Origin of the sequence: Nocardia uniformis NBRC 13702, assembly GCF_001613345.1 — a bacterium.
Classification (GTDB): Bacteria; Actinomycetota; Actinomycetes; order Mycobacteriales; family Mycobacteriaceae; genus Nocardia; species Nocardia uniformis.
Genome location: NZ_BDCE01000046.1, coordinates 149,727 through 163,247, shown reverse-complemented (window position 1 = coordinate 163,247; position 13,521 = coordinate 149,727). Strand labels below are relative to the sequence as shown.

The window sequence follows — 13,521 nt, the reverse complement described above, 5'->3', positions numbered from 1 at the left end:
TGGCCCGTTTCATATCTGGCGTGCAGTGCGTGGGTCGTCCGCGCACTGCACGCGAAATGGCCCGACGCGCGCCCAGCGCGTCGGGCCATTTCGAGCGAAGCCGCTGTGGCTTCGCTCGCCAGCGCATATGAGGCCCCGCCTTGAGGCGGGGCCTCATATGCGCCCGGTTCTATTCAGGTGAGTCGGGAGCAGTGGCGTAGTCGTGATCGCAGGCGACCAACTCAACCACCGTTACCAGGTCGTACACGCGGTCATGGCCATAGAACCGTCCGGCGACCTTCACCGGCCCCGCCCAGGTGAGCGCTCGCGCAGCGCGGATGTCCAGCCCGGCGTCCGGGGTTCGCGGTATCGGCATGCCCGGGATGTCCCGGGTTATCGCCTCGATGACGATGGCGTATCCGGCCGGGCTGTAGCTGCGCCGGAATCCGGAATCGCGAATCCAGCTCGCGGCGTCGGGTTGGATAACTTTCCATTCGTGGCAGAAGGCGGCGACCGCGCTGGTGGTCGGTCCGTCCTGCCATGTGGTGATCACGGTGAACCATCCGCGCGGGGCGGAGCGGACCGACCAGCGGACGCCGGGCCAGTGCGCGCGTAGGGCTTGTTTCCAGCGCTTGGCGGCCTCGGGAATCTCCATCATCGCTTTTACTCCTTCCGATTTGGTGCGGCCAGCTCAGGACAGAAGGCGGTCGGCGTGGGTGGTGAGTGCGTTGATGATCTTTTGCCAGCTACTCGCTTTGATCTCGGCGGTGAGGCTGTAGGGGCTGGCAATCAGGTTCGTCGCCGGGTCGGTGACGGCGGCGGTGTCCGGGCCGTCCTGGTAGGCGTAGGTGCCGGGGATGATCGACCACAGCAGGTTCCAGCTCAGCTCGGGCCGCGAGAATGCTTCCACGGTGAACCGGGATTGCGCGCGATAGCTGTCGACGTACAGGACGAACCGGAGTTGAACGCCGTGGCGTTCGGCGTACAGGGTTGCCCTGTTGATCTGCTCGCGCCCTCCGATGATGTCGGCGGCGGTGATTGTGGGCGGGTTATCGGCGGGATGTGGGTTGTAGCTGGTCATAGCGCGGGCGCGCTCCTTCTCGAAAATAGTTGTGGGAGTGATGGTTTCCAGACGCTGGCGCGGGCGGTGACCCTCGTGCGCCCGGCGGGCGCTTCGTCTCGTGCTGGTCAGCGGATCGTGCGAGCGCGGGCAGTGGTGTCGGAATCGCGTAACCACCAGTCGCCGTGGGCGTCGCAATAGGCGGTGGATAACCAGCGCTTGCACCCGTACCGTTCCCAGTCGATCCAGCGGGTTGCGGGCGCGTCGCATTGGTGGCACCCGATCGCGCCGTCCGGCATCCTCCGGTAGTGGGCCTTGTGGCTGGTGTTGGTCTGTCTGCCCATGTCATCGGGCCGGGGTGAGGACCTGGAACATTCGTTCCAGGGTGAGGGCGTCCGCGTCGGCGGTCTTGCCGGTGACGGCGTTGGTGGTGTTGCGTCCGGCGCGGTTGCCCTGGGCGGGGCGTATATGGTGCTGCCAGGTGTTGACCGTTTGTAGCCATCCGAAACCGGTTCCGGTCCAAGGCTTTACGCGCTCGTCGGATGTCCAGAGCAATTCGAGCTGGTCTCGCTTGTTCTGCACGCGGGTGCGCGCGGATTTGCTGGCCTCCTCCTCGGGCAGGGGCGCGAAATCGTCCAGGAGCTGCCGGAACTGTGTGGTGTTCACCGAGAGGTCGCACAGCTTCGCGATATCGGCGGCGAACCCGTCTTCGGCCTGCACCACCATCTGCAACGCTTCGCGGGCGTCCTTGAACGCCAACTGAGACAGGGCGCTGCGGCGGCGCAGCTTCCACACCCGCCCGGATCGCTCGGCCTCGTCCAAGGCCCACGCATGCGTGTTGTCGCACACGACAACCTGATTCACCGCCGAATACGACAGCGGCAGCGACCCATCCATAGACGCGGACGCCAGAATCGAGGTTCGGAAATCGACGCCTTCGGGCGTGGCTACGGTCTCGGGGCGTTCGATCTGCACCCACGCGACCGCGCCGCCTTTGAGCAATCCCGCCGACCCGATACCCAGCGAATCATCCGACACCGCCAGCCCGTCCGGGGTGACCAGCGCCGCCAAGCCGTCCAACAACATTTCCCCGTACTGCATCACCGGGTACTTGCTCGAGAACACCCCCAACGGGCGGCCGGTGTCGCTGCGGTACACGATGCGCCGCGACAGGTCCGCGATCATCGGCAACGGCGACCCGGGCACCTCGACCAGCCGATAGCCGGGGTTGGCTGGATCGGCCGGAGTTTCCGGAGTGGTGCCGAACGGCACCGGGTAGTGCGGCGCGACAGCTTCGGCGCGCCACCCGAACAACCGGCGGCGCACATCGCCTACCGGGATATAGCCCGGGTAATGGTTGGGTTCGCTGCCCTGGTCCTCGGCGCGATAGTGCCACGCCTTGCCGCGCTGCTCGGTCATCCCGATCAGCGTTTGAGTGTTTAGCCATTCGCTGGTCTCCCGCGACATTGAATATTCCTCTCCTACAAAGTCTTTGGCATCTCTGCGGCCCGCCCTTGGCTCGACGGACGGGGCGGGCCGGACAACGGTGCTCACGCTGCGGCGGCGAGTGCCTTCTGTTCCTGGCGCTGGGCCTTCTGCCGAGCGCACAGGGCCTCGATGTCGATATCGGCCAACTCCAGAACTCCGGCCGTGACCTGCTCCACCGGGGCCAAGATGTGGCCCTGCTCCGCGAGATGGCACAGATAACGCCGATAGCCCGGCCCGTCGCCCCACCAACCATCGGTTTTCGCGCGCCAATGGCTCTTATCAACACGAGCCTCGTGCGCCCCGAGAACCAGCCCATACACCACGACAAGGCTGCGGTTCGCGGAGGCGTCGGCGTTGTGCTTGCACGCCTTGTCCCTGTCGCCCAGATTCAGCAAGTCCAGTCCACTCGCCTGCGCAAGGTGCCGATTCAACAGATCAGGCTCGAGTAGCAGCGAATCGGCAATGAACGCAGCGGCATCACTGGGCAGGGTCTTACGAGTGAGCAGTTGGGCGACGAACGTGCGCCGCTCGGTCTTGGCAGTCGCGCCCTCGATGTTCAGCGCGGTAACCCGCTGTCGTTTCCGGGCGGCCTCCTCGCGTTCCTCCTCGGCCTTGCGTCGCGCCTCCAGCGCCGCGATCGCGGCGGCTCCGGCGGCGTCGCGGTCCTCCTCGCTGACGCCCTCGGCGGTATCACTGACCACGACCACACCGGGCGCGAATTCCTCGTGCACAACCAGCCCGGACGCCTCCAAGTTCTCCACCGGTAGCCAGAACTCGGGTTGCCAACCGTCTTGGAGGGTGACGCTGTCGAAGTGCCGCAAACCTTCGTCTGCCTCGGCGCTCCGGTAATAGCGGGTGTCCCAGTCGATCTGGCCGAATTCGACCGGCTCCCCTGTCTCGGCGTCCACTGCCACCGATTCCGGATGCAACTCCAGATACATCGACCACAGCAACGGCGCAGCGTCCACCACTTCGGGGGTGACCTCGCCGCCCTCGGCGGTCCTCAACTCCTCCGCGCGAATGAACTCACCATCGGGCAATTCCGTACCGGCGCAGCCTGGTTCACGGACTACAAAGACGAATCCGCGTTCGGCGTAAGGCAGCGACTCGCGGAACTGTTCGGCGATTTGGGCACGGTCGGCCGCGATGCGGCCCGCCTCAGCTCCGAAGTCCCAGGCAGGGGCTCGCATAAGTCGCGTGACCGCGTCCAAGTCTCCGGCTTGCTCGTACTCGGCGATGACGGCGGCTTGCTCGAAACTGAATTGCCCGGCGTCGACCGCGCCCATCGCTGTACTCGAATCGACGGCGGCGAGAGCGGCTTTCACCTCCTCGCGCTTGGCGGAGGTGTCGCGAGCGATGCGGGCCACGCTCGCCCCGTACAGCGACATTTGCGCCCACCGGTTCGCACGCTCCCGGTCGGTGTAGTCGATCCTGCGGTCGTTGGTGTGCATCTCAGCCGCAATGGTCTGGATCATCGTTTCCGACTCATCCCCGGCCGCCCCGTAACGCACGACAATCGGAACCTTGTGCCCGGTCAGGCGAGCGGCCAGCACCCGGCGTCGGCCCCGCGCGACGCGGTACCGGCCACCGGCACCGGGGTAGACCGTGACCGGTTCCAGCACTCCCCAGGCCCGAACGGATTCGACCAGTTCCGGGTCGTTGTCGAGGTCATACCTGGCTTCCCCTTCGGGAATGTCGAACTCCAGCAAGTCCGCGTCAACCTCCGGCGTCCGGAACTCTTCGGGGTGTTCCTCGATCAACTCGGCGTCATAGACCACCTCGGCCGGTTCCAACGCAGACGCGTCGAACACCGCCACCTCACCGCCCGCAACGCTGGCGGCGTCACGAGGCTGATTTTCGGTTTCAGTGGGCGCGCTGTCGGTAGCGGTCATTTCGAGTTCATCGGTGTTCGGCGTGTCGGTTTCAATGCTCTGAGTCATGATTTTTCGCTTTTCTGTGAATGGTGACGATCGGCGCGAGCAATCCGACGCGCCGCGTCAAGGGATGGTGTGCCGCACTGGGGATAGTCAGTGCACGGCCGACCGGCGGGATAGCAGTCCGCTAGATCGGATCGGCGGTTGTCGTGTCACGCGTTGTTGCCGCTGGATTCCTCGTCCGGCTGGGAATCGCGGACCAGATTCACCGGCCCTAAATGCATCCCGTAAGCCCCAGCCGAGACATGCCAGTTCTTTCCCTTCCAATCGGGATACAGATCCTTGAACCGCTGCACTGTTTCCGGCATCAAATCCGACACCGGCCCGGCCTGCTGGTTCTTCCGCTTCGCGCTGTATTCACTGCGGGTCAACAAATCCGTAGTACTGCTCATCGTGAGTTCGCCTCCTGACTGATAGTGCGGCTCCCCACCTACCGCCCGTTCTTTTTGCCCTTCCGGCGAAAGAGATTTCGGGCCGGGAGATCCGTCGGGGCGCAACCCCTGTCCCGGAAAATTCCGCACGAGCACAGCGAGCCTGCCCCTGGGGGGCGGAAATTTCCGGGACAGGGGTTGACGAACCGCCGGATTCCCGGCCCAAAATCGATCGCCGGAAGGGAAAAAAGAAAATAAGAACTTCGGCGAAACGGCCCAAGGTCAACACAGCCCGGCGACGAAGGAGCCTGGCCGGACCGGGGCGTTTTCCATTACGGTCGACTGTTCGAGGCACTCCGGGAGATGAGATTGTTCGAGTGCACCCACGGGAACATGCGCCCACCCTTGTCGGCGGGAGTCGCGGCGACTCGGCGAGCAGCGCGGGTTGCAAGGATCGCGGCCTGGCGCAGGTGACGCGCGGCGGCCAGCGCAGCGATGTAGGCAGTCGATCATCGCCCAGTCGAACTGGTCGATCTTGTCGACCGCCCCGTATGCGCTTGAACGCGTCTGTCGGACCCGACGTTCGGGAATGGTGTTCGCGGAGGTCCGGCGCTGTCGAGGACGCTGATCGTGGAGGCGTATACGCAGCTGTCGAGCTGTACCGTGCAGTAGTGCGTAGGCAGCAAGATCCCGGCGGTCACAGGAGACTGGCGAGGGGGCAGTAGCCGGTGCCGGGCGAACTACCTACTCCGGCTCGACGGGCGCAATCGCGGTTGGCTATCGCTCCCAGAGGGCCGTGGGAACTTCAACTTGGGGTCCACGATGGGTCCAGAATGAACGAGATTTGTCGAGAAGCAGTGAGATGCTATGGGTTTGCTGTCGGCCACCATGGCCAGGTCAGAGAGGACTAGCTGAGGTAGCTGATGGTCTGATCTAGATCAGCGGGTTCGGGGTTCAAGTCCCTGATGGCGCACCACAAGCTGGCCCCTGACCAGGCAACATCGGTCAGGGGCTTCTTCGTTTCATCCGTTGGATCGGGCTATTTCCAAGAAAACACCAAAAATTCAGTACCACAACGTTCGTCAGCTGATCGCCGCACCAATGTCCCGTGTCACGTAGCTGGCAGGTTTTCGGTCTCGGGAAAGTTGGGGACCATCGGATCGGCGGTGCCGAGGTGGACCGCGCCGGGCCGGTTCCGGAACGAGCGGAACGAACCACCGCTGTCGGTCACAAACATCACCGTCGGCACGACGGCGTCGGTGCCGTGGTTGTCGCGTCGACAGGCGTCGACGATGGCGGGCTGCGCTGGTGTTGCGGTGTTGCTACACCTCCACAATCGTCGAGCAGCAGATCGTGAAGGGCGAGTTCCAGTCCGGAAACCCTCCCCAGAACTCAGAAACTTCACCCAAGTCCGGTTGAGTATCACCGATCTCGTCGACAACCCCTTCATGGAAGATGCCACGCCTGCCGCGGATGCTCATCACGCTGCTCGGGTGGAAAGCTAGGTCCATGGCATATCCATGGGCCTCGACTGCTGGAGTCGAAGCGATGACGGTGCGCATCATGGGACGAGCGAACACGTCCTCATTCGATATCCGCAGCTCAGTGACACCTTCGATGATCAGAAGCTCGACGTTCCCACCATCGAGCTGGAGTGCCGCCCGCAGATCAACGATTACGCCGACCGAGGATACGAGCGGGAGATATCGGATGTCGGCGATCGAGCATTCCTGAAACATGTCCGCAGTCACCAACGGATCCCATTCCCGCGCTACCGGCTTCCCCCCGATGTCCCTGCAGTAGTAGTGATCCGATTGTCTCTCTAAGCATGAAGCCTCTCCTCGCTACTTCGGGCAGTCGGCGGAAGTGGGAGATGCGCGCACGAATCATTGCGAGGACTGCTTCCACACCCTCGCCTCATTCAACGCCTTGGTCAGACCCGCGATCTCGGCCTTGAGCTGCTGCTCCTGCGGCGATTGCCCGATTTCCCAGCCACTAGACTCACAACGACCGGCCTCGAAGAACTGCCGTTTCCAGTTCCCACCGACAGTCGGACACCCTCGCCCGCCGCGCAGCTAAGAAGCGGTCAACTCACCGGCCAGCGTGGACTGACCTTCTCCCGATACGGCCGCCGGTCTCGTGATAGAACGATCCGATTTCTCTTCGCAGGAAACTCCCGTGAGAAACGGGCCCTGTCACAAAGCTTGACGCGCGACAAGCCAGCCGTATCGATACTCCACCACGATCAACGAGTCCAGCCGACGCGTGGGCCAGCTGATCATCGAGGGTTGACTCAAGGAGTTCCTATTCGATATCGGTGAGGAAAGCTCCGACCACTCCCTCACCGTCGTACGCTCCGATGAGTATGACCTCCAGCCAGTCGCCAGTGTCGTCGGCCACCACGGCAGGGAACGGCCGCGCACCATCGATGACGAATGCGTTGTAGAGGAAGGACGGATCGTGTTCCAAAAGAACCGACCTCGCTCGTTGTGGTCCTTCGTCGAGCCGACATACGGCATAGACGCTGTCGTTCCATACGACGAGTCCCTCGTCCGCACCGTTTTCGACAAAATGATCGGTCGGCTTGGCCAGCGGCATCTCGACGACAAGCTGGCTGGATGGGAAGCGGACAGCCAGATCGTCGGCCAGACGTTTCCCAACCACCGTGGGCCATGACTTTCCTGTAGTGAAGTCGGATAGGCGGCTGCCGGACGGATCGCTGGAAATTCCCGCGAAGTACCGGTACTCCCGTAGCGGGCGTGCCGCAAGTGCGGTCATGGACAAATCCAGGCCCGAGCGTAGCGCTTCGCCCACGTACGCTCCGGCCACACTGTGCGGGAGCAATGACCAGATCACGGTATTCACCTCTCATCACTCCGGTTTCGGCAGTACACGTCCGTCGGGGAAGATGCGCCATCCCGGTTCGTTGCGTGGCTTGAAATCGAAGTGGGGTCCGATGGGGTCGGGATGGTTGAGATCGGGATGGATACTCTGCTGCGTCTGCGGGTTGAACCAGGCGCCCCTGTCCCCGCCGGGGGGATTCTGACCGCGCCACTCCCATCCTGGCCCGGCGGGGGGCTGGGTGGGATCGTTGAAGTTGAAGCGCGGTATTTCGACGTCTGTGCCTGGCACCTTCTCCGGAATCTTGACTGAGGGCGCGGCCGGGCCGGGGTTGACCACTCCGCCCGGCTTCGTCGCCTCGGGCGGGCGCGGTTTCGGTCCACCCAGGCCTTCTTCGATACCTTTCCCGAGCTTCCCACCGCCTTTAGGAAGGGGAAGTGGCACAAGGGCCATACCTCGGTTGATCCAGACATCTGCTGTCGATGGGGCGTTGGTGACGCGATGGAATCCGTTCCCGTCTTCCACGACCAAGGTGCCGTCGTCGAGCATGTACCACTGTTTGCCGGGTGTGTCTGCGGGGACAGGGTACTTCGTACCAGGGATGGTGACCTCTTGGAGAGGGTTGGAAGGGTCCAACGCCAGCACATCCGGCATGCCACGGTCACGCCATTTCTGCGGAGTCGCCTCTATGCCGCTGTCGTCGACACCCGAGGGGGCAACGTAGTTGCCGTCGTTGTCGAATCGCAGAACGTGGCCGTCGACGACGACTAGTTGGTTGCCGTCGGCGTCGTACCAGTGCCCACCTTCGTAGTGATCGAACTGTTTGTAGAGCTCTAGCTCGGAATGTGCCCGGTCGAGGTTGTAGACGCGGTCTTCGAGGGGGACGTGCATATATGCCTCGCGGGCGGCGCGGTCGTAGTTCTGTTGTGCGCGTTCGCGTAGACGGTTGATCTCCTCTTCGCTGTAGTTGCTGGTATCGCCATCGGCGGCGGATTGTTTGGGTGGATCGTAGGAGCGAGTGTTTCCGTCGCCGTCGGTGACGGTGATCGACGTGAGGTTGCCGTCGGAGTCGTAGTGGAACGACTGCTTGCCACCATCAGTGAGTTCGTGGCTTTGGGCTGTGCCGGTCGAGGTCTGCCCACCCGGGCCAGTGACCGTCGTAGTCGTTGTGGTGGTGGGACCGGTGGTAGTCGACTGCTGCTGAATCTGAGTTTGGGTCAGCTCGCCCAGAACTGCTGCGTTCGAATCATTTTGCGACGATGGTGACTGCGGCCGCGCGGGTGCCTTCTGTCCCCCGCCGCCAGGTTTCAGAGCGTCGGGCGTGGGACCAGTCTGAGTCAGCGCGCCCAACAATGCGGCCTGCGAATCCGAGGACGACTGCGGTGAACTCGAGGACGGCGGGGTGGATCCCTTCCCGCTGCCGCCGGAATTGCCTGATCCGCCATGCCCCGATCCGCTTCCATCGGAGGGGGCGTTCTTGGCCTGATGCATCAGCGATCCGAACGGCCCACGCGAAGAGGCACCTCGGGACGGCGACGACACTGCACCGGATACGAATGCCGCACTACCGACGATCAGCAACGTTGCGATCCGATCGTCGGCCCCCGATCCCTCGCCGGGTTCGGTCGCCGTCGGCACCTGTTGCACGGGCGACGGCGCGGGTGGACTCGGATTTCCTTGCAGGAGAGTTCGTTTGAGGTCAGCAAACTCCGCGTCGGTGAGCACACCCTGCTCGTGTAGCTTCGCCGCGCGTTCGAGTTGGGACATGACATCGGACCCAGCTGGCGGGGCGACGGGGGTCGGGGTCTCCTGTGGTGGGGGCGGGGCCTGCACGGTGACCGGCGGGGGCGCCTCGCCCGGCGGCACCGGGGCGGGGGCCTGCGGCGCGGGAACCGGGGCCTGGACAGAACCCGGCTGTTCGACCTCGGGGCCGACGATGATGGGGTTGTTCGGATCCCCTTGGGGCGCAACGGGTCCGTACCCGTTGCCCGCGCCACCATTGGTGCCACCAGAGGGCGGCGCTGTGTACGGTGCCGGAAGTGCCGGTGTCGGGACCGGTGGCCCACCAGTCGCCGGTGGGCCACTGTCCTGCCCCGGTGGTTGCGGTGGTGGCGGGCACCCGTAGGTCGGCGGCTGCGGGATACAGATCGGCGGCTGTGCATGCGCGGTAGGTTCCGGACCGCACAGCACCCACAGCACCGGAGCCACCGACAGCATCAGGGGCGCGACCGCCGTCACAGCGCGGCTCGTCTTGCGTGAACCCTGCGGCGCTAGAGCCATTTCGGCTGCCCGTACGCGGGAACCTGAATATCGTCGGTGCTGGTGGACACCGCGCCGATCACGTAGGTGCGGATGTTGGTTTGCCCGCCACAGGCATCGACCTTGATATAGATATTGCTCAGTTTGATCGCCCCGTACCCACCCTGCAACGGCTTCGAGGCCAGCGGCACCACCGCGATCGTGCCGGGCCGGATCGTACCGGTCACCGTCCCTCCGGCGTTCGCGCCGACCCCCGGGGTGACACCGGGGTATTGAGAGACGGTGAATGACACCCACGGGCCGACCGACAAGGCTGCTCCTACCTGCATTCCGCCGCCCAGATCGACTTGGCAGCCGATCTGCAATCCCACGGTCACCGAGCCCGCGTTGACCGTGGCCTGCGCCGAAGGCCGCACTTGCACAATGCCTTTGACGGTGAGGAAGCCCTCGCGGCTGAGTAGAGTACTTGCCAGGTTGGGGGTGCGGTCGAGGTTCTCCATCGCCTTCCACACCTGGATCTCGGTGCCGTCATCGAGGAACTCGGTCGCGGTCTCGTCCCAATTGCCTTCCGCGCTCGCCTGCGGTAGCACCGCACCGAGCACACACGCGCTCACCACAGCGACAACAACACTGAATACCCGACCCGCACCCCGCACCGACAAACCTTTCTGGTCATGGCCAACGAGAAACGCCAAAGGAACTATCGAATCCGAAACGACACCCGCGCACGGGAGAAACGGACAAACTATCAGTTTCCGGAAACCGGAACATATCCGTTCAAGAATTGCGGAGTCGAGCAATCACCGCGTCGGCTCCGACCCAGAACAATCGGCCCGCGATCGACATCGTCAGAAAGAATAGGAAATACACCAGAATCGCACCGTGGCGGTCGGCCCAGCCGGGAATTCGGGACAAGAACGCGAACGCCGTGATCAGTGCTACGGTCCCGAACACCAAGCCCGCAACTGGCTTGACCAGTGACTCCGACGAATCCACGTCATCCCCTATTCCTTTGACCACCCAACGACTATTGAGACACCGCGCAGAACTCTAGTTCGGCAATCATTCGGTTACGGTTCGCCACGCCGTATTGAGATCGCGCTGCGACTCGGTTAGCCCACCGCAGCCCTGACGTGATCATTCCGTGCAATCGGTGGCATTCCGAGAAGGGACGTACAAAGCCTCGAATATCGCGCGGATAGCGCGCAGCACAGAACTGACCCCGCTGCCGCACCTTTGGTACGGCGTGCGGCCACCTCCATCAACCTGCTCGGTGTGACCTGCAGCGATCGCGGCCGCACCAGCGCATTAACCCACAGAGGCTCCGTCGCCGCTGATAGACAACCACCGACTCGTATCCAGCACCACCGTGGTTGTTGTATCCACCGCCTCTTCGATATCGCCGCTCCGAACGAGGCCCCCGCCGCCGCTGACGATGCAATGTTCGTCAGCTGGTTGCCGCGCCAAAACCCTGCTCCAGCACCGCCGATGAATCCGGCGCCTGCTCGGGTGACGCGATGTAGTGCCGCTCGGTGATGCCCTCACGGGAGTGCCCCAACTGCTTGGCGGCGGTCTTCGAATCCGACGCTTCGGCGATCAGCGTAGCGACCGCCTTCCGGAACGTGTATTGAGTCACATCCTTGTACAACGTGCCACGGGCAGCCCGCCACGTCCGGTTGAAGTTGTGCGGATCGCGAAGCACTCCACCTCGGCCGGGAAAGACTAGCGGGACCTTGTCCCCAACCTCCTCCACGTCGCCGCCCACCTCGCGCAGTGCCTTCACCTCGCACATCCGCCCGTGCGTCGGGTCGTCGCGCAACCGCTTCAACATCCCGATCGTGAACTCGGGCAGTGCGACAATCCGGTGTCCGGCATCGGATTTGGCCCATTCTTGTCGGAAGAGCCCCTTTCCGGCGAGCCTGACGACGGTCGCCGACACGGTGAATGTCGCCGGTTGCGCGGCGAGGTCGAACTGATCCCAGGATGCCGCCAGCGCTTCCCCGGGGCGCACTCCGGAGCCGAGGACCAGATCGGCCACATCAAGCACGAGGCGATCCCGTTTCGGGCCGTGCGTATACGCGGGTGTTCCCGGAATTTCTTTCCCTGCCAGCCACTTCCGAAGCTGAGCACGCAAGCCGTCCAAGCGGTCTCGATCGATGGTTTGGGGCTTGGTCTTGCGTCTGCGCATGCGGGAGGTGTCGCGTACCGGGTTCTCCGTCAGGACCCCGTACCGGACGGCGACTCCCATGATGCCGGTCAGAATGACCTTGTGTAGCCGCGCCTTCGACTTCAGTCCGGCAGCGGCGATCGACTGGATGTGTTCATCGAGGCGGCCCGCGTCCGCTTCCCATACACGAAGATTGCCCAGAGCGGGGCGCAACTTGATCGCATCCTTGCTGGCCCGTTTGTCTTCGCTCGCGTCGATCTCACCCTTGTATCGGCCATAGGACTGCTGACCGATACCTTCGTCTCGTTCCACCTCCTCGAGCCACATGTCCATCAGGAGCGTGAGACGGGTGTCCCGGCTGATCTTGCCGCGGGTGCGGCCCTTGTACTGCTTCGCGCGTGCCGTGAGCTTCTTCCGCAACTCCGCTTTCGCCTTGCTCTCCGTCGGCCCGTACGCCTCCACTAGACGGCCTCTGCCGTCGTAGTCACGGAAAGTGGCCCACGCCCTCCACTTCCCGTTCTTCTGCTCTTTGGCACCGATGTCACCGTAACTACCGAGTTCGGTTACTGGCCTTGGCATTTCCGGTCCCCTTCGTCGCGGGCAGGTCATGCAGCTTCGGGCTGCTCCTCGGTGTGCACCATGTGCGCCTCGAGGTAGGCGTCCAGATCCGCGAGCCGATACATGCACGAGTTGCCAGACGGCTTCGAGTAGCGGGGTCCGTGCCCCTTGGCGGCCCAGTTCGCGAGGGTGCGAGGGTGAACACCGAGGTATTCGCCCGCTTCCTCGCGAGTGAGCCACCGCTTGCCGACCAGGTCATCTCCCATGTCGCGCTCATCGGACCCGGCCTTCACAGCCGCATTCCCGTCTGATCGGCCGATTCGAATCCGGACGCGGCACGATCAACCCTCCCTACGACCGGAATCGTCAAGTCGACCCTGAGCGGGCGGTCTTCGCGCGGCCCGGTGCCAACCCGGAACATGCCGTAGGGCCCGTGGGGTATACGGCCGGGGACCTGCACAGCCGACGCACCGATCAGCGGCCCATCCGTCGCACCCGACACCCAGACCGCGTGGCGGCAGGGATTGCCGACCGGCGGGTAGCTAGCTGCGCGTACCAGCAGGTGCAGAGTCCGGGACATGGGCAGCCCTTCGGATCGATGGAGTTGCGTGTACCTAAGGACTGGCACCCCTCACCACGAAAATCGCATATCACTTCCGTGAACGTCGAACGGCGTGTGGCGTGCCAGCGGACGCAGGCTGAAAGACGCAAGCTTCCGTTCAGCACGCCGTCACGAAACAGGAGCTCCGAACTCTCCAAGTCCCCGGGAGTTGGCCCACAATGCCGACGCCGGTGCCCGTCACTCTGCCGACTCGATCGGCCTACCCGGCACGGGCTTGTGCACCCCGCATAGGAACCAGTACC

11 protein-coding genes are annotated in these 13,521 nt (G+C 63.8%); all 11 read right to left on the bottom strand.

Going from position 1 to position 13,521, the window contains the following annotated elements:
- Positions 1-169: 169 nt before the first annotated feature.
- A complete protein-coding gene (locus NU1_RS15530; RefSeq protein WP_067522010.1) occupies positions 170-637 on the bottom strand; it encodes an LPD29 domain-containing protein in 468 nt (155 codons plus the stop codon).
- Between the two features lie 33 nt (positions 638-670).
- Positions 671-1,060 (bottom strand): hypothetical protein, encoded by a 390-nt coding sequence (locus NU1_RS15525; protein ID WP_067522008.1) that lies wholly within the window; start codon positions 1,058-1,060, stop codon positions 671-673.
- A 324-nt stretch (positions 1,061-1,384) separates the two neighbouring features.
- Complete coding sequence (locus NU1_RS15515) at positions 1,385-2,458, bottom strand: DUF932 domain-containing protein (RefSeq protein ID WP_212761962.1); 1,074 nt, start codon at positions 2,456-2,458, stop codon at positions 1,385-1,387.
- 131 nt (positions 2,459-2,589) lie between these two features.
- A complete protein-coding gene (locus tag NU1_RS15510; RefSeq protein ID WP_067522002.1) occupies positions 2,590-4,467 on the bottom strand; it encodes a ParB N-terminal domain-containing protein in 1,878 nt (625 codons plus the stop codon).
- Positions 4,468-4,613: 146 nt separating this feature from the next.
- On the bottom strand, positions 4,614-4,988 hold the full coding sequence (locus NU1_RS41465) for a hypothetical protein (protein WP_157552324.1): 375 nt from the start codon (positions 4,986-4,988) through the stop codon (positions 4,614-4,616).
- Positions 4,989-6,154: 1,166 nt separating this feature from the next.
- Positions 6,155-6,583 (bottom strand): hypothetical protein, encoded by a 429-nt coding sequence (locus NU1_RS15500; RefSeq protein WP_157552322.1) that lies wholly within the window; start codon positions 6,581-6,583, stop codon positions 6,155-6,157.
- A 553-nt stretch (positions 6,584-7,136) separates the two neighbouring features.
- Positions 7,137-7,688, bottom strand: a complete 552-nt coding sequence (locus NU1_RS15495; protein WP_157552320.1) for a hypothetical protein — start codon at positions 7,686-7,688, stop codon at positions 7,137-7,139.
- A gap of 15 nt (positions 7,689-7,703) precedes the next feature.
- Entirely contained in the window at positions 7,704-9,023 is a 1,320-nt protein-coding gene (locus NU1_RS42235; RefSeq protein WP_169815069.1) for a polymorphic toxin type 37 domain-containing protein, read from the bottom strand.
- Between the two features lie 920 nt (positions 9,024-9,943).
- Positions 9,944-10,588, bottom strand: coding sequence for an MspA family porin (locus tag NU1_RS15485; protein WP_157552316.1), 645 nt, complete (start codon positions 10,586-10,588; stop codon positions 9,944-9,946).
- Positions 10,589-11,379: 791 nt separating this feature from the next.
- Positions 11,380-12,678 (bottom strand): tyrosine-type recombinase/integrase, encoded by a 1,299-nt coding sequence (locus tag NU1_RS15475; RefSeq protein ID WP_169815068.1) that lies wholly within the window; start codon positions 12,676-12,678, stop codon positions 11,380-11,382.
- Positions 12,679-12,704: 26 nt separating this feature from the next.
- Complete coding sequence (locus tag NU1_RS15470; protein WP_067522145.1) at positions 12,705-12,923, bottom strand: helix-turn-helix transcriptional regulator; 219 nt, start codon at positions 12,921-12,923, stop codon at positions 12,705-12,707.
- Positions 12,924-13,521 lie beyond the last annotated feature (598 nt).